Genomic DNA, 19,997 nt, shown 5'->3' on the forward strand with positions numbered 1-19,997 from the left:
TGCCAGCTGTCCACCGGCGGCTCCACCAAGCAGAAAATCTGAAACAGGTTCCCTGCTTTTTTACCCAAAACATGGAGAAATCTTTCGGTTGAAAATGTCGGGGATGGGCCAGACAGGAATTGTCAATTATCTGAATGACCAGGGCGTGTTATCCTTTATGGAGTATAAGCATAGCATTGGAATTAATATTCAGGATAGTTTCAAGATACACAAACAGGCTGAGTGGAGTGCCATGTCAGTGAATCGTATTCTGGAAAATGAGGTATATATCGGAACACTGATCCAGGGGAGACATACCATACCGAACCATAAGATCAAAAAATTTATGGATAAGCCGGAAAAGGACTGGATAAGGATTGAGCAGAACCATGAGCCAATCATAACTGACCCAGAATTTGCTTTAGTGCAGAGACTGTTGGGGTTGGATACGAGGACCTCTCCAAATGAGGAAAAGGTATATCCGTTATCCGGTCTTGCTGTCTGCGGTGACTGCGGGGCATTGATAGAAATAGCAAAAATCAGCATTTTCTAGTAGATATAAATATTGTAGCCAAATAATGTGATTGTTATTTTTGAATTTCTAGGTTGTAGCTTTTATTTAAAATCTCAATTATTTTATTTATTAAATTTCGTGTGATACGGAAGTGAAAATACACAACATAATAAGAAAAAACGCGTCAAAAAATGAAAAATTTTTCCTTATACTTTTACAGGCCTTAATATGGAGATTTGCGATTTGTACCATTACTACAGTACTTTATAAATGGCGTAACCCCTGATAAACTAAGGGGTTACGCCATTTTATGGTTTGGCATTTATAGATTTTTTAAATTGATTTTAATAGTGAAACTCTTTTTAAGCTGTTTTTAGAAAATGCATAGTGGTAGGTTCGACTCCTGCCTGGTGCAGTTCTAAAAACCGCATATATATGCGTTTTTTTATTCTTTTTAGGCAAGATTTGTCCAGTAGATATGATGTCCATTTTCTATATGATTGGAGGCGGTCAGGATGAAGATGAGGAATGAGTACACGTGTCCTTTGGAATTGACACATGACATTATAAAGGGCAAATGGAAGCCGATTATTTTATGGGAGCTCAGCAAGGGCGGCAGTTCTCTTTCAGTTCTAAAAAAGTCCATCCGGGGAATCAGCCAGAAAATGCTGGTGCAGCATCTGAAAGAGCTTCAGGAATGGGGAATGATCGGAAAAACGATAAATGACAGCTATCTATTGAAATCGAATTACTTTCTCACGAAACGAGGGAAAAAGATTTTTGAAGCCGTATCAATTATGCAGGATGTTGGGATCGAGATGATGATTGAGGATCACAGGGAAGAATTTTTAAAAGAAAAAGGGCTGTTATAGTTACAAAAAAGTAACTGATTTACCATAACTCCTGCCTGTCTTATAATGTAGACATAGGTTAAGGAGGTAAGAAAATGAGAGATCCAGTGAAGATGATTGGAAACCTGATCGATAAGCAGGGAGTGTCATTTATCAGTTCTGTGGATGAAAATGGTTATCCCAATACGAAGGCTATGCTGCCGCCGCGGAGAAGAGAGGGTATCAAGGTATTTTATTTTACCACGAATACGTCTTCTATGAGAGTCAGCCAGTATAAATACAGTCCTAAAGCCTGTATTTATTTTTGTGACAGACGGTTTTTTTGGGGCGCTATGCTGACAGGTACTATGGAGGTACTGGAAGACAGCTTCTATAAAGAGATGATATGGCAGGAAGGTGATACCATGTATTACCCGGAAGGTGTCACAGACCCGGATTACTGTGTTCTGCGCTTTACTGCGGAGCAGGGGAGATATTACAGCAATTTCAGTTCTGAAAATTTTGAGGTTGAATAACCGGAAACTGCTGTAATAAAGACAGGAGAAAAAGAAGATGGATTACATAAATCAAAGAGTGCATGAATTGTATTGGAAGAATGATTATAACTGTGCAAGAACCATGCTGTTTTGTTTGAGAGAAATATTTGAAGTTACACTGGAAAAACAAACCATTATCTCGGCTGCAGGTTTACATGGCGCCGGCGGCTTCCGTGCACAGTGTGGTCTGGTTGAGGGCGGATTAATGTTTATAGGCATTTATTATCATTTTTTGGGAAGATCAGAAGAAGAAACTGTCACAGCTTGTTATAAATTTGCAGATACTTTTCGTAAGAGGTTTGGTTCATTAACCTGTTATGAATTAAGGCCAGGCGGATTTACCCCTAATGATCCTCCGCATATGTGTGAAGAGCTTACCTGCCAAGCTGTTGGATTTGCGTGTGATTTTATGAAAGACGCAATATGACATTTTCACCAGATGAGCAGGAGCTGCAGGCGAAGTGTGAATTTAGTGAATCGAACCTCGTTGCCTCCGAACTGGTGACAATGGACATAGTTTCTTCTGGAGAAGGCTAATGAATAAATATTCCTTAAAAATAAGAGGCTTGGTCAGCCATCATTTTTTAGTAAGTGATGGCTAATCAAGCCTTGCCATCTGCCCTTTCATCGTTTATACTTAACAAATAACTTGAATGAAAATTGGCAGATATGTCTAAAAATAAAAGAAGCGCATAGAAATATGCGGTTTTTTCATTACTCGGCGAAATCATAAGGAGAATTCCATTGAAGATCATCAAAAGAATCATTCTGTTTATACTTCTGATCCTCATTTTAACAGGCCTTTTAGCGGTATATGCAGTAAAAATAGAACCTTACAGACTGGCAGTACGAGACTATGATTTGAAGAATGGAGCGGCATCGGCAGAACTGAAGCTGGTCCATATATCTGACATCCAGGTGAGTGAAGCATATTCGGAAGAACGGCTGGGAAAGTTAGTGGATAAGATCAACGGACAGTCGCCGGATATTGTTGTCTTTACCGGGGACCTCTATGACAATTATGCTGCTTACCACCCTGAGAAAAAAGTAGAAAAAGCACTGTCTGCCATAGAGGCCAGGTATGGAAAATATGCGGTCTGGGGAAACCGGGATTACGGAGGAGGCGCCATGAGGGCTTATCCGAGAGTCATACAAAACGGAGGATTTAAGCTGCTCGCCAATGCATCTGAGACCGTCCGCCTCCCCAACGGAAAAACGATTGGAATCGGCGGGCTGGATGACGTACTGTTCGGAACACCAGACTATGAACTGATGGGGTCGCAGGAGTTAAAAAACTGTGATTACAAAATATTGCTGATGCACGAACCGGATGCTGCAGAGCGTCTCCCTGAAAACAGTGCCGACCTGATTCTTGCGGGGCACAGTCACGGCGGACAGGTCAAGCTTCCGTTTTTTAAGATGAAAACGTCTCTTGCCAAAAAATATACGGATGGGTTTTATACAGTGAACGGGATGAAGCTTTTTGTCAACACAGGGATCGGGACATCTCACTATCCCATACGGTTTCTCGTTCCTCCGGAAATTGATGTATTTCGTATTTCAATCTGATTCAAAATCAGGTATATTAGACTTAGAGGTCATTAATGCCGGCAAGGAGGGGAAAGATGAAGCAGACAATCAAAAATAAAAAAGGGTTTACGCTGGTGGAATTGGTCGTAGTGTTAGTGATCATCGGTATTTTTGCTGCGATTGCGATCCCTTCATTTACCGCATACCTGCGAAAGCAGAAAGAATCAGATGCCAAGTCGGAGTGTAAGCTTATCGTGGCGTCTTCACAGAGTGCGTATATGGAACTGTATGCGAAAAACCGTCTGACCTCAGTGGGCGCGGACAAGAAGCAAATCTTAAAAATGGCCGGCACCGGCGGATCTTTTCAGGGCAGCATCTTCTTCGATGAAAATGAAATGAAGATCCAGACTCTTACCTATAAAGCGGAAAACGGCCTTTGTGTGAAATACAACAAAGATGCCGATGTTAAATATGTGATTTCTGATGACAGTGCTTTGACCCCCTTGGAGGAATATGTAGAAGAATACAAAAAACTCATGGATCAGCTTTACAAAGAGGGAAAAGTAAACAACTGGGCCAGCAGAGAGCTGCTGATGAAGTATATGTATGACCATGGCAATGGATATATGCCGGTCGATTCCTCATTTCTTAAATCAAAATATTTTGACGAACTGGAAGACCAGCTGTACTGGCAGCCCTATTATCTGTCATCCAAAGGGGTATCGGGGTCTTTCGGCTCCTTACTGATCGCTACGAAAAGCGACGGATCGAATCCGAATAACATGCACGGGCAGTGGAAAGCATATCTTGTATATTATGACGGGAAAATATATGAGACGGGTAAGACTACAACCAATGGAGCGGGTACCCACCCTGAGTATATAGGAGTCTCCTCTCTGGCTACAATTAAAAATCCGGATGACGTCCATGATTTTCTCATAAGCCTTGGATTCCGGGTACAAAGTTAGAAAGCCTGAGAGATTGAAAGACCGCATTCTGTCTGTTTTCCTGTGAATTACACGGGATTGGACGGAACGCGGTCTTTATTTTATGTTTTCTTTGTATCAAAAAAAGGGATATGCTATAATAAAAAAAACAATCTAGATGGAGGCATGGTAAGTGAAGCTAAAGAAATCAACAGTCATTGTCATCGTATTGAGCTGGATTTTATTTTTTTGCGCTTGTTTTTTGATTTTCCTGAAACTGGACAAGGAACATACGGAAAAAATCACAAATGAGAAGATTTTCAGGGAAGAGACAGAAGCCTCAGAGAAAAAAAACACCGATGCTGTTGCAGCATCCCAGCCGGTGGAGCCTGAGACAGAGAAACTGCTGTCATTTATGAATGAGTACTATAAAAAGCTCAGGGCAGGTGACGAGAAGGGCTTAAAAGGCATGGTGGAAGACCCGAAAGATCTGGTTTCCAGCCGGGTAGTAAAGAAGCTACATAAGTATGTGGAGTCATATGAGAACCTCTCATTCCACACTGAAAAAGGCGCGGATGAACAATCGTTTATCGTTTATGCTGCTTACAGTACAAAGATCCGGGGGATCAAAACACCTGCACCAGGCATGAGCCAATATTATATTGTAAAAAAGGGCCAGTCTTATCTGCTCTATAACAATGAGAAACATTATACGGCGCAGATGAAAAATGCTCTGAATGCCGGTCTGGCAACAGAAAAAGTAAAACAGCTGATCAAAGAGACCAACGATGCCTTTGAGAAAGCGCTCAAATCTGATAAAAAACTGAAGAAGTTTTTTGATAAAGGCAAGTCATGATGAAGTTCTATATTTTTATTTTACAGAAGAACAGGGATACACTGTATGTCCAGGCTATGGAAGAATATTTGAAACGTCTGGGGAAATATTGTACAATAGAAGTCAAGTATGTAAAAAAAGAGAAACAATTGGGAAGAATCTTTGATAAGGAAGGAAAGCATTTTCTGGTCACAAGTTCTGAAAACAGTTTGGAGAGCACTGCATTTGCAGAAGAAATCAGCCGTTGGATGCTAGACGGCTGTTCTAATATCTTTTTTTATATTGGCGGATTCAGCCGGAAGCATCATGTTTCAGAGTTTTCCGTATCTTCTTTTGATATGGCACCTGAATTATGCGCTGCTGTTCTTTTGGAGCAGATTTACCGGGGATACCGAATCATGAACTGCCAGCCTTATCACAAATAAATAAAGGAGTTTACAATGGAATTTAAGACACCGAAATTAGAAGATAAAAAAATGTTTGATGCATATTTTGACAAAATCAATTACCGGAGTGCCGATTTTTCGGCCGCGACACTGATCCTGTGGAAAGATCATTATCACATGACATATGCCATAACAGAGGATATGCTGATCATCCGGTCAAAAGACGGAGAAGGGTGCACGTTCAGCTATCCGATCGGAGGCGGGGATGAGAAGAAAGCCGTGGAGGCCGTCATGGAATACTGCAGGGAAGAAGGAATCCCATTTGCCATGCATGGTATCCTGAAGGAAACAGAAGAAAAGATGAAAGAGATGTTCGGGGATATTTTTACAGTGGAATATGACCGGGATCTTTTTGATTATATTTACGAACGGGAATCTCTGGCAACGCTGAGGGGCAAGAAGCTTCACGGCAAAAGAAATCATATCAACAGGTTTAAGGAAAATCACGACTGGTCTTACGAATCTTTAAATGATGAAAATGCCCTGGAAGCCCTGACCATGCTCATGGAATGGAAGATGGCAAACGAGGCTACCAAAGCAGAAGACGCCGACAAGCATGAAGAGATCTGTGCTGCCAAGAATGCTCTGATGTATTATAAAGACCTTGACTTAAAGGGCGGGGTGCTGAGAAGTGATGGAAAGATTATTGCGTTTGCCATAGGGGAGGGAACAACAGAAGATACCTTTGTTGTTCATTTTGAGAAGGCGTTCGGAGAGATACAGGGAGCCTACCCGATGATCAATCAGCAGTTTATTCTGCACGAAGCCATGGATTATCAGTTTATCAACAGAGAGGAAGATTTGGGGGAAGAAGGACTCCGGAAGGCAAAACTTTCTTACCGTCCTTCGGAACTGCTGGAAAAAGGCCTGCTAAAATATAAGTAATTCATTGACACTATTGGTCTATAAATGTAGAATTATTATAATATAACGATTAGGAGGTACTTTCTATGAAACATTTAATCGATCCGATGGATTTGTCTGTGGATGACGTCGACAGGCTTTTGAATCTTGCGGATGATATTTCTTCCATGCCGGAGAAGTACAGGGAAGTATGCAGATATAAGAAGCTGGCAACACTATTTTTTGAACCAAGTACCAGGACAAGGCTCAGTTTTGAAGCGGCTATGCTGGAGTTAGGAGGCAGTGTACTTGGCTTTTCTTCTGCTAATTCTTCCTCAGCAGCAAAAGGAGAAAGTATCGCCGACACAGCGCGGACTGTGGCCTGCTACGCAGATATCATCGCTATGCGCCATCCGAAGGAGGGAGCTCCGTATGTTGCTTCCAGACATGTGGACATCCCGATCATCAATGCAGGGGACGGAGGACACAACCATCCGACCCAGACACTCACCGACCTTCTGACCATAAGGAGGGAAAAAGGAAGACTTAAAAATCTGACCATCGGATTCTGCGGGGACTTGAAGTTCGGGCGCACCGTGCACTCTCTGATCAAAGCCCTTTCAAGGTATGAGGATATCAGTTTCATCATGATCTCTCCGGAGGAGCTTCAGATACCGGAATATCTGAAAAAAGACGTATTTGAAAAGAAGAATATTCCGTTCCGTGAAGTCAGGAAGATGGAAGAAGTCATGCCGGAACTGGATATCATATATATGACCAGAGTTCAGAGAGAACGATTTTTTAACGAGGCCGATTATGTCCGATTAAAGGACAGCTACATTCTGGACCCTGAGAAGTTAAAGAAGGCAAAAGAAGACCTGTCCATCCTGCACCCGCTGCCGAGAGTCAATGAGATTTCTGTCAAAGTGGACGAGGACCCGAGAGCCTGCTATTTCAGACAGGCACTGAACGGCAAACACGTGAGGATGGCACTGATCATGGATTTATTGGGGGTTACGGCATGAACATAGACAGTATAAAGAACGGAATCGTTTTAGACCATATCACAGCCGGAAAAGGCATGGATATTTACTATCAGCTGGGACTTGACAAACTGGACTGCAGTATCGCGATCATTCAGAATGCCAAGAGCAATAAACTTGGCAAGAAAGACATCATCAAGATTTCCAATAACTTTGATATCGATCTGGATGTGCTGGGATATGTAGACCCCAATGCCACCGTATGCATCATTGAGGACGGAAAGCTGAAATCTAAACATAAGGTCGGGCTTCCGGAGGTCATCACCAACATTGCAAGATGCAAAAATCCGAGGTGCATTACTTCCACAGAGCAGGAGATCGATCATACATTCAAACTTGTGGACAGAGAAAATAAGGTTTACAGATGCATTTACTGTGAATCAAAGTTAAAAAATAATTAATCTGGAGTGGCTGCCAATGGAGCAAAACAGTAAAACAAAAATAAACCGTGTAAAAAAAGATATCAGCAATCCCAAGAGTTTTACGGCTCCCGATGAACTCCGTCAGCAGCTGATGGAGACGATGAAGAGCCTGTACAGCGATGAAGATATAGAGATGGTGAGCAGGGCCTACGATATGGCTTTTGAAGCCCATAAGGACCAGAAGAGGAAGTCCGGGGAACCCTATATTATTCATCCTATTTGTGTCGCCATTATCCTGGCCGAACTGGAACTGGACCGGGAGACGATCATTGCCGGTTTGCTGCACGATGTGGTGGAAGACACAGACGTGACATATGAAGACGTAGTCCGGGAGTTTGGGGTGGAGGTTGCCCAGCTTGTGGACGGTGTCACGAAGTTGGGCCAGTTAAGTTATTCCAAGGACAAGATCGAAGTACAGGCGGAGAATTTACGGAAGATGTTCCTTGCCATGGCCAAGGACATCAGGGTCATACTGATCAAACTGGCAGACCGTCTGCACAACATGCGCACCATGCAGTTTATGAAGCCTGAAAAGCAGAAGGAAAAGTCCAGAGAGACTATGGACATCTATGCGCCTATCGCCCACAGGCTTGGTATTTCCAAGATCAAGGTGGAACTGGACGATTTGTCTTTGAGATATCTGAAGCCGGATGTCTACAAGGAACTGGAACATTCCCTGGACTCCCAGAAGGTACGCAGGGAAGCTTACATCAAAGAGATCGTCGATGAAGTCAGCGGTCATATTGAGCGGAGCGGCATCAAGGCGGAGATCGACGGGCGGGTGAAGCATTTTTTCAGCATTTATAAGAAAATGGTGAATCAGAATAAGACTCTGGATCAGATTTACGATCTGTTTGCGGTGCGGATCAAAGTGGATACGGTCAAGGACTGTTATGCGGCTCTGGGAGTAATTCATGAGATGTATAAGCCTATTCCCGGGAGATTCAAGGACTATATCGCCATGCCAAAACAGAATATGTACCAGTCGCTCCATACGACGCTGATCGGGCCGGAAGGACATCCTTTTGAAATCCAGATCCGGACATTTGAGATGCACAGGATCGCTGAATACGGTATTGCCGCCCATTGGAAGTACAAAGAAAAAAGCAGCAGCGTGGGCGTCAACAAAGAAGAGGAAAAGCTGAGTTGGCTTCGGGAGATCCTCGAGTGGCAGCAGGACATGGACGATAATAAAGAGTTTTTGTCTCTCCTCAAGACGAATCTGGACCTGTTTGCGGAGCAGGTTTACTGTTTTACCCCAAACGGGGATGTAAAGAGTCTTGCCAACGGCTCCACACCGATTGATTTTGCTTACAGTATTCACAGTGCGGTAGGAAATACGATGGTAGGAGCCAGGGTCAACGGCAGGCAGGTGCCGTTTGAATACCATCTCCAGAACGGAGACCGGGTGGAGGTGATTACCTCACAGAACTCCAAGGGCCCCAGCAGGGACTGGTTAAATATCGTGAAATCCACCCAGGCTAAGAGCAAGATCAATCAATGGTTTAAGACTCAGTTTAAAGAAGAAAATATTGTCAAAGGCAAGGAGATGCTTGAGAAGTACTGCAGGGGCAAGAGAATTGAACTGTCAAGCTACTTAAAGCCGGAATACATTAAAAAAGTACAGCTCAAATATGGATTTAAAGACTGGGAGTCTGTGTGCGCAGCCGTGGGACACGGCGGACTGAAAGAGGGCCAGGTTGTCAATAAGCTGGCGGAGGAGTTCAATAAAGAGCAGAAACAGAAGATTACAGATGAACAGGTTTTGGAGGCGGCAGAACATGTCAGGGAACGGCGTCCGGAAGAGAAACAGAAGGGCGGAATCGTTGTCAAAGGGGTGGACGACGTGGCAGTGCGGTTTTCCAAATGCTGCAATCCGGTTCCCGGAGATGAGATCGTCGGATTCGTCACAAGGGGACGGGGAGTATCCATTCACAGGACAGACTGTGTAAACTTATTAAGCATGTCAGAGACCGACCGGTCCCGCCTGATCGAGGCAGAATGGCAGGAAGGATCTGAGGGCTCCGGACAGACCTATACCACGGAAATTTCGATTTATGCAAACAACCGGAAGGGAATGCTTGCAGATGTATCCAAAGTGTTTTTGGAGCTGGACATCGACATTCTGACGATGAATGTTTCAAATTCCAAAAAAGGAAGGGCTACCCTCAGCATGTCCTTTGACATCAACGGAGTTGCCCAGTTAAATCAAGTGATCGCAAGGATACGCAATATTGAAGGTGTGGTAGACATAGAGAGAAAGGTAGGATAGTTTTTCAGACATGAACGAAAATATTATTTTGATCGGAGCAGGTCTTGGACAGATGCAGACAAACTGTTATATCGCCGGCAACCGCCAGACGAAAGAAGCGCTTGTATTTGATCCGGGAGACGAAGGATACCGGGTGATGGAAATGCTTGAAAAAGAGGGGCTTGAGCTCACGGCAGTCCTTCTGACACACGGACATTTTGACCACGTGATGGCTCTTCCTTATCTGCAGGAGCAAAAGCCGGGGCTGCCGGTTTATCTGCATGAGGATGAGGAAGATGTACTGAGAGAGCCCTCCCTGAATCTGACTTCTATGTTTGGGGAGCCTGTTTCTATGGATGCTGATCATCTCGTAAAAGATGGCCAGATTTTGGATCTTTTAGACACGGAGATACACTGTATTCATGTGCCAGGACATACAAAAGGCGGAGTCTGCTATTATTTCAAAGAACAGGGGTGGCTGATTGCGGGAGATACTCTGTTTCGCCAGAGCATCGGGCGGACAGATTTTCCTACCGGAGATACAGATGCACTGCTGTCAGGCATCCGGGAAAAACTATTCGTTCTGCCGGATGAGACGGAAGTGTATCCGGGACATATGAACAGCACGACCATTGGACTTGAAAAACGGACGAATCCGTTTCTTATGCAGCCATGATCGGACTGATTCAGAACGAAACCCTGTATGAATACGATATCAGAAGCCTGATTCTGGCATTCTGCATTGGAGAAAAGATAGAATTGTCTTCGGAAGGAGATGACAATTCTATCTATGATTTTATATGCAGGGTCTTCTGCGATGAGGAGGAAACACTTCTGGAACTGAGGACCGGGGAATCTGTCATTTCCGAGAAAGTCAGAGGAGACTTCAGGGACAAGAGGAACTTCAAAAACAGCCTGAAGGCGGCTCTGTACCGTCTGCTGTCCTGTTATTTTCAAAAAGAACTGCCCTGGGGAACATTAAACGGCATCCGTCCCACAAAGCTTGTGTTTGAGGACTGCCTGCGGGGGAAATCCAGGGCAGATATGCAAGCGAAACTGTGCCGGGATTATCTGGTCAGCGAAGAAAAGGCAGATCTTTGTGTATCTGTGGGAATAAAAGAGACAGAACTGCTGAAAAATATCACCTATGAAAGCGGATACAGTCTGTATGTGGGGATTCCGTTTTGTCCAAGCACATGCCTGTACTGTTCTTTTACGTCGTATCCGATTTCGGCATACAGGGAGTATGCAGATCATTACCTAGACGCCCTGATCCGGGAGATCCACTATATAGGAGAGCAGTACAGGGACAGGGAGATGATCAGCCTGTATGTGGGAGGGGGAACACCTACTACCCTTTCTCCAGAGCAGCTTGAGCGTCTGTTTGGAGAGCTTAAACGATGCTTTGATTTTGGCAGGGTCCGTGAGATTACGGTGGAGGCCGGAAGACCCGACAGCATCACCGCGGAAAAACTTTCCGTACTCTCGGAAAACGGAGTTACAAGGATCAGTATCAATCCCCAGACGATGAACAATGATACACTGAGAAAGATTGGGAGAAACCATACGGCGGAGGATGTGGCTGACAGCTTTCATGCTGCCAGAAAAGCAGGATTTGACAACATTAACATGGACACGATCTGCGGACTTCCTGGAGAAGGAATCCGGGAACTTGAGACAACCTTTAAGGCTCTTGGGGAACTGGAGCCTGACAGCATCACGGTCCACGCGCTGGCGATCAAGAGAAGCGCTCCCCTGAATCAAATGAGGGATCAGTTTTCTTGCGGTGCCGATGACGAAATGATCCGGTTTGCACAGCGGGCATGCTTTGATCTGGGAATGGAACCTTATTACATGTACCGGCAGAAAAATATTCCCGGAAATTTTGAAAATACAGGCTTTTCTTTGGAAGAAAAAGAATGCCTTTATAATATACTGATTATGGAGGAACTGCATGATATTATTGCAGCAGGTGCCGGCGCTTCATCTAAGATTGTCGGCGGCAGAAGAAACATCCAGAGGGTGGAAAACCTGAAGGATGTCAGACAGTATACGGAACGGATCGAAGAAATGATTTTACGGAAAGATAAATTACTAAAAAGTATGTGTTAGGTGGTGTTATGATATGCCGATGAAATATGAATCCCGGGATGTAGAGACTCCGATTCAGGTCAGTCTGGACGATTCCATCGAACATGGGATCGTTGTGAGCAACCTCGCATATAACGTGGGAAAAGAATTAGGACTGGATGAGGCAGTCTGCTATGATCTGGCAGTGGCGGGCCTGCTGCATGACATCGGAAAAGTCCGGCTGAATTTTTACATGAATGAAAAGGAAGAACAGATTCTTGCAGTAGATGAGACACGCTACCTGCGCATGCATTCTACGATCGGCCATTCGATTCTGGTCGAACACGGCTATGATAATATTGTGCTGGATGCGGTTTTGTACCATCATGAACATTATGACGGCACAGGATATCCGAGCAATCTAAAGAGAGATGAGATCCCGCTGGTGGGCAGGATCATGCATGTCTGCGATATTTTTGGGGCCCTGATCGCCAACCGGGATTACCGGGAGGGATTCTCTGTAGAAACCGCTCTGGAAGTCATGATCGAGGAAGTAAAGAATTTTGACATGAAAGTGTTTCTCGCATTTCAGCGGGTTGCATTTTCGAAAGAAATGCTTAGAATATTAGAAAAGAGTAATCTGCACGATACAGATACAATAAAAGGAGGAACTGCGAATGATAACACAAGCACCGAGAGGGACGAAGGACTGGTTCGGGGAGGAGATGCAGAAACGGACATATCTGGAGAATGTGTTCAAAGACCTGTGTGAGACATATAATATTCATGAAATCATTACCCCTGTTTTTGAGCATACCGTACTGTTTCAGCGAAGCGTGGGAGAGACAACGGATGTGGTCCAGAAAGAGATGTATACTTTTGAAGATAAAGGAAACCGGAGCATCACCTTAAAACCGGAGGGAACTGCGGGTGCCATCCGCGCTTATCTGGAACACGGAATGCAGAACGAACCACAGCCGGTAAAGATGTTTTATATTACCCCGGCTTTCCGATATGAAAAACCACAGAGCGGAAGACTCAGACAGCACCACCAGTTCGGGATTGAGTTTGTAGGGGCAGAAAGTCCTCTGGCAGAAGTGGAACTGATCACACTGGTAACAACGTTTATCAATAAGATTGGGCTCAGTGATGCGAAACTTCACATCAACAGCATCGGATGTTCAAACTGCAGAAAAGATTACAACGAAGCTCTTCTTGCATATCTTCACAGACATGAGGACAAACTTTGTCCGACCTGCCGGGAGAGGATGGAGAAGAATCCTCTGAGAGTCATCGACTGCAAGGTCCCTTCCTGCAAAGAGATTATCAAGGATGCACCGAGAACGATCGACTATCTGGACGAAGAGTGCAGAGAACATTTTGAAGAGCTGAAAAGCCTCCTGGACAGCCTGAATATCCCTTATGAAGTGGACACAGGGATTGTCCGCGGGCTCGATTATTATACAAAGACCGTGTTTGAGTTTGTAAACGGAGAAGGGTTTACTCTGTGCGGCGGAGGAAGATATGACAACTTAGTCCATGAGATCGACGGGAAAGCGTCTATGCCTTCGGTGGGATTCGGCATGGGAGTAGAGCGTATCTTATTTTTCCTCGAAGAGGAGGGAGCAGAACTTCCGGCGGGAAGACCACTGAACCTCTATGTGGGAATTCTCGGAAAAGAAGCTAAGGCAAGAGCCTATGAGATCGTTTCCGGTCTGCGCATGGAAGGATTTAAGGTGGAGACAGACTACCTTGGACGAGGAGTAAAGGCACAGATGAAATATGCAAATAAGCTCCGGGCACAAAACACGATCATTATTGGCGAGAATGAATTAAAAGAAAATAAAGGAAGACTGAAAAACATGGAATCCGGAGAAGAGATAGAAATCTCTTTGGACGATATAAAAAATGCATTATAAGGACAATCGTTTTATAGTGCACAGAGGCAAAAGCTTCTCTGATTATTTGAGATCAGAGAAGCTTTTTATTTTTGTGAGATTTCATGAAATTTATAAAAAATGGAATGTTCTGTGAAGCAGATGCAGACCTGTTTCAGCGAATAGGATCAATCAGAAAAATAATATAAATTTCAGCGTTTTGCACAAAAAATATAGAGTATCATGAGACTTGTTCATGCAAATGGGCTTGACAAACGATAAAATTGGTCCTACCATAAGGGGCAACAAGGGGATTGGTAGAACCAATTTATTTGGAGTGTAACTCGTCGTCCTGAACAGAAAGGAGATTCTGCTTGTGATGTTCATTAAATTTATTTTGGCTTTGCTTCCTATCCTTTGGCTGATGCTTGCCTTAAGCGGCCTTAAAATGCCCGGATACAAAGCCTGTCCTATTTCACTTGCGATCACACTAGTTCTTGCACTGCTTCTTTGGAAAATGCCGCTTGTCGATGCTCTTACCGGAACTTTGGAAGGAGCGGCCATGGGAATCTGGCCGATCTGTCTCGTCATCATCGCGGCCATTTTCACTTACAACCTGACGGTACATACAAAAAATATGGATTTAATTAAACGGATGCTGACCAGCGTATCCAGAGACAAACGGATTCTGATCCTGATCATTGCATGGGGATTTGGAGGATTCATGGAAGGGATGGCCGGCTTTGGAACGGCAGTTGCGATTCCGGCCAGTATCTTATGCGGACTTGGTATCAGTCCGATCTTCGCTGCAACGGTCTGTCTGGTTGCCAATGCAACGCCTACGGCGTTCGGTTCGATCGGTATTCCGACAATCACGGCGGCTTCCGTGAGCGGCCTGGATCCCAGAGGCGTGGCAGTTGCCGTAGTTATGCAGCTTGCAGTCCTGGTAGTCCTGACACCGTTTCTGATGATGATCATGACAGGGGGATCTGTCAAAGGACTGAAGGGGATCGGCATGATCACACTGCTCTCCGGACTGGGATTTATCATTCCGGAATACCTCACTGCAAAGTTTGTAGGCGCTGAACTCCCGGCGGTGATCGGCTCTGTATGCAGTATGGTCATTACAATCCTGGCGGCAAAGCTTTTAAAGAAAAATGAAGACCCGGAATACATTTTGAAAGATCTTGATGACTCGGAGCATTCCGGCAGTGAGCCTCTTGGATTAAAAAAGGCAGTTCTTGCATGGCTTCCCTTTCTGCTGATCCTCCTGTTTCTCCTGATCACTTCCAGTCTCGTCCCTGCTGTCCACGATCCGCTGGCGAGCGTAAAGAGTTCGGTTCAGATCTATACAGGTGCCGGAGCCGTCCCGTATACCTTTACATGGCTGGCAACACCGGGTGTCCTGATCTTCCTGGCAGCGCTGATCGGAGGAAAAGCACAGGGGGCATCCTGGAAAGAAATCGGAATGGTATTGAAAGACACCCTGATACAGATGTTCAAGACAGTGCTTACGATCGTATCCGTTCTGGCAACAGCAAAAGTCATGGGATACAGCGGGATGATCAGTGACATTGCAGCACTGATAGTGGCGGTCACCGGCTCTTTTTATCCATTGGTGGCACCGCTGATCGGTTCGATCGGAACCTTCGTGACAGGAAGTGCTACATCCTCAAGTGTCCTGTTCACCGGCCTGCAGGTCCAGACAGCCCATACACTTGGAATGAACGATGTCTGGCTGGCTGCGGCCAATACAGTAGGATCCACGGCGGGAAAGATCATCTCACCCCAGAGCATTGCCATTGCTGTGGCAGCCACGGGAACAGTGGGAAAAGAGAGCAGCATACTGAACGGGTCCATGAAATACTTCATTCTGTTTATCGTACTATACGGAGTGATCGCATTTTTGGGACTTAGATTTATTTAAGACATTCTACGGAGGTGACTTATGAAAACGATAAACCTTCCCTATGGAAAAGGGAAATTAACGATTGAGATCCCGGAGGAACGGCTGGCGGGAATCCTCTTATCAAAAGCTCATGACTATCAGGCCAAAATGGAGGAAGAAGAACTGGTAAAAGATGCCCTGCTGCATCCGGTGGGAACACCGAGGCTTAAAGAGCTGGTCAGGGGAAAAGACAATATTGTGATGATTGCCAGCGACCATACCCGTCCGGTTCCGAGCAAGGTGATCATGCCGGCTGTTTTGGAGGAGATCAAGCAGGGAAATCCCGGCGCAAAGGTGACAGTTTTAATCGCCACAGGGTTTCACCGCCCTACCACAAGGGAAGAACTGATCTCAAAGTTCGGAGAAGAAACAGTGGATCACCCGGACATCAGATTTGTAGTGCATGAAAGCGGAAAACAGGAAGATATGGTAAGTCTGGGGAAACTTCCGTCCGGAGGGGAACTTCTGATCAATAAAATCGCCTGGGAAGCCGATCTTCTGATCTCGGAAGGATTCATTGAACCTCACTTTTTTGCAGGTTTTTCCGGAGGAAGAAAGAGCGTGCTGCCGGGAGTCTCCAGCAGAACAACAGTACTGGCAAACCACTGCTCGGAGTTTATTGATGATCCCCATGCCAGAACTGGAATTCTTGAAGGAAACCCTATTCACAGGGATATGATCTACGCGGCCGGAAAGGCAAAACTTGCTTTTATCATAAACGTTGTGCTGGATGAAGATAAAAAGGTGATTGAGGCATTCGCAGGACACTATGAAAAAGCTCATGAAAAGGGATGCCGGTTCGTGGATCAGCTTTCAGGAGTGGACGCAGTACCTTCCGATATTGTCATATCCACCAATGGGGGATACCCTCTGGATCAGAATATTTATCAGTCAGTCAAGGGCATGACGGCGGCGGAAGCCACCTGCCGGCCGGGCGGAGTGATTATTATGGCTGCAAGCTGTATTGACGGACATGGTGGTAAGGAGTTGTATGATACTTTTGCAAAAGAAAAAGATAAGGAAAAGATCATGCAGAGATTCCTGGCTACAGACAGGAACTCTACTGTGCCTGATCAATGGGAGTCCCAGATCTTATGCCGTATCCTGTTAAAGTATAAAGTTATCCTGGTGACACAGGCTCCGAAGGATATGGTAGAGGAGATGCAGATGGACTATGCTGACAGCGTAGAAGATGCGATCCGCATGGCCGATGAATATTTGGGCAGAGAAAACAGTAAGATCACTGTAATACCGGACGGCGTAGCAGTGATTGTAAGAAATAGAAATTGAGATTTTTTAGAGGAGGAGAAGATGAGCGAATATGAATATGGCAGAGTGACACAGGAGATCATTGACCGTCTGAATGAGATTGCACCCAGACGTGTCTATACGGGAGACGAGATCAATGATGATTTTACCCATGACGAAATGTCAATCTACGGAAAGGCAAAACCCGAAGCGGTAGTAGAACCACTGACGACAGAAGAAGCTGCAGCGGTAATGAAGCTTTGTAATGAACACAAAATTCCTGTGACGCCAAGCGGGGCCAGAACCGGGCTGGTGGGAGGAGCTGTCAGCATCCATGGAGGAATCATACTGTCCATCACAAAGATGAACAAGATCCTCGGCTATGATAAAGAAAATTTTGTCGTGACCATACAGCCCGGAGTTCTGTTAAATGACCTGGCGGAAGATGCAGAAAAACAGGGGCTTTTGTATCCGCCGGACCCGGGAGAAAAATTTGCGACCGTAGGCGGAAATGTAGCAACCAATGCCGGCGGCATGAGGGCAGTAAAATACGGTACGACGAGAGATTATGTCAGGGCGATGACCGTCGTTCTTCCCACAGGTGAGATTGTCAAATTGGGGGCGACAGTTTCTAAAACCAGTTCCGGATACAGCCTGCTGAATCTGATGATCGGATCGGAAGGAACATTGGGAGTCATCACAGAGCTGACGCTGAAATTGATTCCTCAGCCCAAAGCGGTCATCAGCCTGATCATTCCTTATGAAACTTTGGAAGACTGTATTGCAACAGTGCCTCAGTTTTTCATGAACCATCTGCATCCGCAGGCTCTGGAGTTCATGGAAAAAGATGTCGTCATGGATACGGAGAAATTTCTGGGAAAGAAGGTTTATCCAAAAGAAATGGAAGGCGTGGAAGTCGGTGCGTATCTGCTGGCTACCTTTGACGGAGATTCGGAAGAACAGCTGGAAGATATCATAGAGGCAGCCTCTGAGGTTGTCTTGGAGGCGGGAGCCATTGATGTTCTGGTAGCCGATACACCGGCACTGAAACGTGACGCGTGGGCTGTGAGAAGCGCTCTTTTAGAGGCCATTGAGGCGGATACTGTACTTTTGGATGAATGTGATGTGGTAGTGCCCACAAATAAAATCGCAGAGTTCCTGACCTACACAAAATCACTGGAAGCGGAAGCAGATTTCCGGGTAAAAAGTTTTGGTCATGCCGGGGACGGAAACCTGCATATTTATACATGCAGCAATGACATGCAGGAGGAGGAATTCAGAAAGCAAGTATCAGTATTTATGAAAAAAGTATACGAAAAAGCCACGGAATTCGGAGGACTGATCTCCGGAGAACACGGCATCGGACACGGAAAGCTCGACTATCTGGCAGAATCTGTGGGACCGGTCAGCATGCGTATCATGGAAGGCGTAAAAACTGTTTTTGATCCGAACATGATCCTGAATCCGGGCAAAGTCTGTTACAAGCTGTAAGGAAAATACAAACCATTGATCAATTTAAAAGGAGAAATCAATTATGGCATATTTAATTTCAGAAGAAGCAAACGATTTACTGCAGGACGTGCGGGAGTTTTGTGAGAATGAAGTCAAAGAACAGTGTAAAGAATTTGACCGTTCAGGAGAATGGCCGAAGGAGATCTATGATAAAGCGATTGAGATGCAGCTTCATTCTCTTGAGGTTCCGGAAGAATACGGCGGACCCGGACTTTCCAGAGTGGATGTGGCTGCGCTGATCGAGGAGATGGCTATCGCGGACGCAGGATTTGCCACCACGATTTCTGCCAGCGGGCTGGGAACAAAACCGGTTTTAATCGCAGGGAACGAAGAACAAAAAAAGCATGTCTGTGATCAGATCATCGAGGGCGGATTCGGAGCATTCTGCCTTACTGAGCCGGGAGCAGGTTCCGATGCAGGAGCAGGTACAACAACTGCAGTGAAAGACGGAGACGAATACATACTGAACGGAAGAAAATGCTTTATCACAAACGGCGGGATCGCTTCCTTCTACTGTATTACGGCTATGACCGATAAAAGCAAAGGTGTAAAAGGCATCTCCATGTTCCTTGTAGATGCAGGAACACCGGGACTGAGCACTGGCAATGAAGAAGATAAGATGGGAATTCGTACATCGAATACCTGCGATGTGGTTTTGGAAGACTGCCGGATTCCGGCCAAAAACCTGATCGGAGCGGAAGGAAAAGGTTTTGGCATTGCTATGAAGACTCTTGACCAGGCCAGGGCATGGATGGGATGTGTCGCAGCAGGAATCGCACAGAGAGGCATCAATGAGGCTATTGCCTACGGAAAAGAAAGAATCCAGTTTGGAAAACCGATCATCAAAAATCAGGCACTGCAGTTTAAGATTGCGGATATGGCGATCAAGACAGAGACAGCCCGCCAGATGGTTGCCCATGCACTGACAAGGATGGATCTTGGACTTTCTCATTCTAAGGAAGCAGCTATTGCAAAATGCTACGCCAGTGATATTGCCATGGAAGTGGCATCAGAAGCCATTCAGATGTTCGGCGGATACGGATACAGCAGAGAATATCCGGTAGAAAAACTTCTCCGTGACGCGAAGATCTTTCAGATTTTCGAGGGAAGCAATGAAATCCAGAGAATCGTCATTGCGAACAATACCATCGGCAGATAAGAAATTG

General features: G+C 45.3%; 20 protein-coding genes. All 20 read left to right on the plus strand.

Annotation, left to right across the window (positions count from 1 at the left end):
* Window positions 1-88 precede the first annotated feature (88 nt).
* The gene (locus DWV34_RS07550; protein ID WP_227051605.1) at window positions 89-532 is read left to right on the plus strand and encodes a recombinase family protein; all 444 of its coding nucleotides are present in this window, start codon (window positions 89-91) and stop codon (window positions 530-532) included.
* A 476-nt stretch (window positions 533-1,008) separates the two neighbouring features.
* The gene (locus DWV34_RS07555) at window positions 1,009-1,365 is read left to right on the plus strand and encodes a winged helix-turn-helix transcriptional regulator (RefSeq protein ID WP_006566810.1); all 357 of its coding nucleotides are present in this window, start codon (window positions 1,009-1,011) and stop codon (window positions 1,363-1,365) included.
* Window positions 1,366-1,439: 74 nt separating this feature from the next.
* Entirely contained in the window at window positions 1,440-1,859 is a 420-nt protein-coding gene (locus DWV34_RS07560) for a pyridoxamine 5'-phosphate oxidase family protein (RefSeq protein ID WP_006566811.1), read from the plus strand.
* Window positions 1,860-1,896: 37 nt separating this feature from the next.
* On the plus strand, window positions 1,897-2,307 hold the full coding sequence (locus tag DWV34_RS07565) for a C-GCAxxG-C-C family protein (RefSeq protein WP_006566812.1): 411 nt from the start codon (window positions 1,897-1,899) through the stop codon (window positions 2,305-2,307).
* 317 nt (window positions 2,308-2,624) lie between these two features.
* On the plus strand, window positions 2,625-3,449 hold the full coding sequence (locus tag DWV34_RS07570) for a metallophosphoesterase (protein WP_006566814.1): 825 nt from the start codon (window positions 2,625-2,627) through the stop codon (window positions 3,447-3,449).
* A 56-nt stretch (window positions 3,450-3,505) separates the two neighbouring features.
* The gene (locus DWV34_RS07575; RefSeq protein ID WP_054335023.1) at window positions 3,506-4,378 is read left to right on the plus strand and encodes a prepilin-type N-terminal cleavage/methylation domain-containing protein; all 873 of its coding nucleotides are present in this window, start codon (window positions 3,506-3,508) and stop codon (window positions 4,376-4,378) included.
* A gap of 151 nt (window positions 4,379-4,529) precedes the next feature.
* Window positions 4,530-5,192, plus strand: coding sequence for a hypothetical protein (locus tag DWV34_RS07580; RefSeq protein ID WP_006566816.1), 663 nt, complete (start codon window positions 4,530-4,532; stop codon window positions 5,190-5,192).
* Window positions 5,189-5,596, plus strand: coding sequence for a 23S rRNA (pseudouridine(1915)-N(3))-methyltransferase RlmH (locus DWV34_RS07585; RefSeq protein WP_006566817.1), 408 nt, complete (start codon window positions 5,189-5,191; stop codon window positions 5,594-5,596). The genes DWV34_RS07580 and DWV34_RS07585 overlap by 4 nt, the downstream gene beginning before the upstream one ends.
* A gap of 15 nt (window positions 5,597-5,611) precedes the next feature.
* Complete coding sequence (locus tag DWV34_RS07590) at window positions 5,612-6,502, plus strand: DUF2156 domain-containing protein (RefSeq protein ID WP_006566818.1); 891 nt, start codon at window positions 5,612-5,614, stop codon at window positions 6,500-6,502.
* Window positions 6,503-6,567: 65 nt separating this feature from the next.
* Window positions 6,568-7,485 (plus strand): aspartate carbamoyltransferase, encoded by a 918-nt coding sequence (pyrB, locus tag DWV34_RS07595; protein ID WP_006566819.1) that lies wholly within the window; start codon window positions 6,568-6,570, stop codon window positions 7,483-7,485.
* Window positions 7,482-7,904 carry an aspartate carbamoyltransferase regulatory subunit gene (locus DWV34_RS07600; protein ID WP_006566820.1) on the plus strand — a complete coding sequence of 141 codons (423 nt, stop codon included), beginning with the start codon at window positions 7,482-7,484 and terminating at the stop codon, window positions 7,902-7,904. The genes pyrB and DWV34_RS07600 overlap by 4 nt, the downstream gene beginning before the upstream one ends.
* A 16-nt stretch (window positions 7,905-7,920) precedes the next feature.
* Window positions 7,921-10,197 carry a RelA/SpoT family protein gene (locus DWV34_RS07605; protein ID WP_006566821.1) on the plus strand — a complete coding sequence of 759 codons (2,277 nt, stop codon included), beginning with the start codon at window positions 7,921-7,923 and terminating at the stop codon, window positions 10,195-10,197.
* Between the two features lie 10 nt (window positions 10,198-10,207).
* Entirely contained in the window at window positions 10,208-10,852 is a 645-nt protein-coding gene (locus DWV34_RS07610; RefSeq protein WP_006566822.1) for an MBL fold metallo-hydrolase, read from the plus strand.
* Window positions 10,849-12,288, plus strand: a complete 1,440-nt coding sequence (gene hemZ, locus DWV34_RS07615) for a coproporphyrinogen dehydrogenase HemZ (protein WP_006566823.1) — start codon at window positions 10,849-10,851, stop codon at window positions 12,286-12,288. The genes DWV34_RS07610 and hemZ overlap by 4 nt, the downstream gene beginning before the upstream one ends.
* Before the next feature lie 13 nt (window positions 12,289-12,301).
* Window positions 12,302-13,018 (plus strand): HD-GYP domain-containing protein, encoded by a 717-nt coding sequence (locus DWV34_RS07620; protein ID WP_006566824.1) that lies wholly within the window; start codon window positions 12,302-12,304, stop codon window positions 13,016-13,018.
* Complete coding sequence (gene hisS / locus DWV34_RS07625) at window positions 12,924-14,165, plus strand: histidine--tRNA ligase (protein ID WP_009289549.1); 1,242 nt, start codon at window positions 12,924-12,926, stop codon at window positions 14,163-14,165. Before DWV34_RS07620 ends, hisS begins: the two co-directional genes overlap by 95 nt.
* Before the next feature lie 337 nt (window positions 14,166-14,502).
* Entirely contained in the window at window positions 14,503-16,050 is a 1,548-nt protein-coding gene (locus DWV34_RS07630; RefSeq protein ID WP_009289550.1) for an L-lactate permease, read from the plus strand.
* Window positions 16,051-16,071: 21 nt separating this feature from the next.
* Complete coding sequence (larA, locus tag DWV34_RS07635; protein WP_009289551.1) at window positions 16,072-17,361, plus strand: nickel-dependent lactate racemase; 1,290 nt, start codon at window positions 16,072-16,074, stop codon at window positions 17,359-17,361.
* Between the two features lie 21 nt (window positions 17,362-17,382).
* A complete protein-coding gene (locus DWV34_RS07640) occupies window positions 17,383-18,810 on the plus strand; it encodes an FAD-binding oxidoreductase (RefSeq protein WP_009289552.1) in 1,428 nt (475 codons plus the stop codon).
* Window positions 18,811-18,853: 43 nt separating this feature from the next.
* Complete coding sequence (locus tag DWV34_RS07645; protein WP_006566830.1) at window positions 18,854-19,990, plus strand: acyl-CoA dehydrogenase family protein; 1,137 nt, start codon at window positions 18,854-18,856, stop codon at window positions 19,988-19,990.
* Window positions 19,991-19,997 lie beyond the last annotated feature (7 nt).

Source organism: Anaerostipes sp. AF04-45 (genome assembly GCF_003461725.1).
GTDB lineage: Bacteria > Bacillota > Clostridia > Lachnospirales > Lachnospiraceae > Anaerostipes > Anaerostipes caccae.

What these genes read in the sequence shown, in the direction of transcription:
- DWV34_RS07555 (WP_006566810.1), top strand. Translation starts at nt 1,009, where the DNA reads ATGAAGATGAGGAATGAGTACACGTGTCCTTTGGAATTGACACATGAC.
- DWV34_RS07560 (WP_006566811.1), top strand. Translation starts at nt 1,440, where the DNA reads ATGAGAGATCCAGTGAAGATGATTGGAAACCTGATCGATAAGCAGGGA.
- DWV34_RS07565 (WP_006566812.1), top strand. Translation starts at nt 1,897, where the DNA reads ATGGATTACATAAATCAAAGAGTGCATGAATTGTATTGGAAGAATGAT.
- DWV34_RS07575 (WP_054335023.1), top strand. Translation starts at nt 3,506, where the DNA reads ATGAAGCAGACAATCAAAAATAAAAAAGGGTTTACGCTGGTGGAATTG.
- DWV34_RS07585 (WP_006566817.1), top strand. Translation starts at nt 5,189, where the DNA reads ATGATGAAGTTCTATATTTTTATTTTACAGAAGAACAGGGATACACTG.
- DWV34_RS07590 (WP_006566818.1), top strand. Translation starts at nt 5,612, where the DNA reads ATGGAATTTAAGACACCGAAATTAGAAGATAAAAAAATGTTTGATGCA.
- pyrB (WP_006566819.1), top strand. Translation starts at nt 6,568, where the DNA reads ATGAAACATTTAATCGATCCGATGGATTTGTCTGTGGATGACGTCGAC.
- DWV34_RS07600 (WP_006566820.1), top strand. Translation starts at nt 7,482, where the DNA reads ATGAACATAGACAGTATAAAGAACGGAATCGTTTTAGACCATATCACA.
- DWV34_RS07605 (WP_006566821.1), top strand. Translation starts at nt 7,921, where the DNA reads ATGGAGCAAAACAGTAAAACAAAAATAAACCGTGTAAAAAAAGATATC.
- DWV34_RS07610 (WP_006566822.1), top strand. Translation starts at nt 10,208, where the DNA reads ATGAACGAAAATATTATTTTGATCGGAGCAGGTCTTGGACAGATGCAG.
- hemZ (WP_006566823.1), top strand. Translation starts at nt 10,849, where the DNA reads ATGATCGGACTGATTCAGAACGAAACCCTGTATGAATACGATATCAGA.
- DWV34_RS07620 (WP_006566824.1), top strand. Translation starts at nt 12,302, where the DNA reads ATGCCGATGAAATATGAATCCCGGGATGTAGAGACTCCGATTCAGGTC.
- hisS (WP_009289549.1), top strand. Translation starts at nt 12,924, where the DNA reads ATGATAACACAAGCACCGAGAGGGACGAAGGACTGGTTCGGGGAGGAG.
- DWV34_RS07630 (WP_009289550.1), top strand. Translation starts at nt 14,503, where the DNA reads ATGTTCATTAAATTTATTTTGGCTTTGCTTCCTATCCTTTGGCTGATG.
- larA (WP_009289551.1), top strand. Translation starts at nt 16,072, where the DNA reads ATGAAAACGATAAACCTTCCCTATGGAAAAGGGAAATTAACGATTGAG.
- DWV34_RS07640 (WP_009289552.1), top strand. Translation starts at nt 17,383, where the DNA reads ATGAGCGAATATGAATATGGCAGAGTGACACAGGAGATCATTGACCGT.
- DWV34_RS07645 (WP_006566830.1), top strand. Translation starts at nt 18,854, where the DNA reads ATGGCATATTTAATTTCAGAAGAAGCAAACGATTTACTGCAGGACGTG.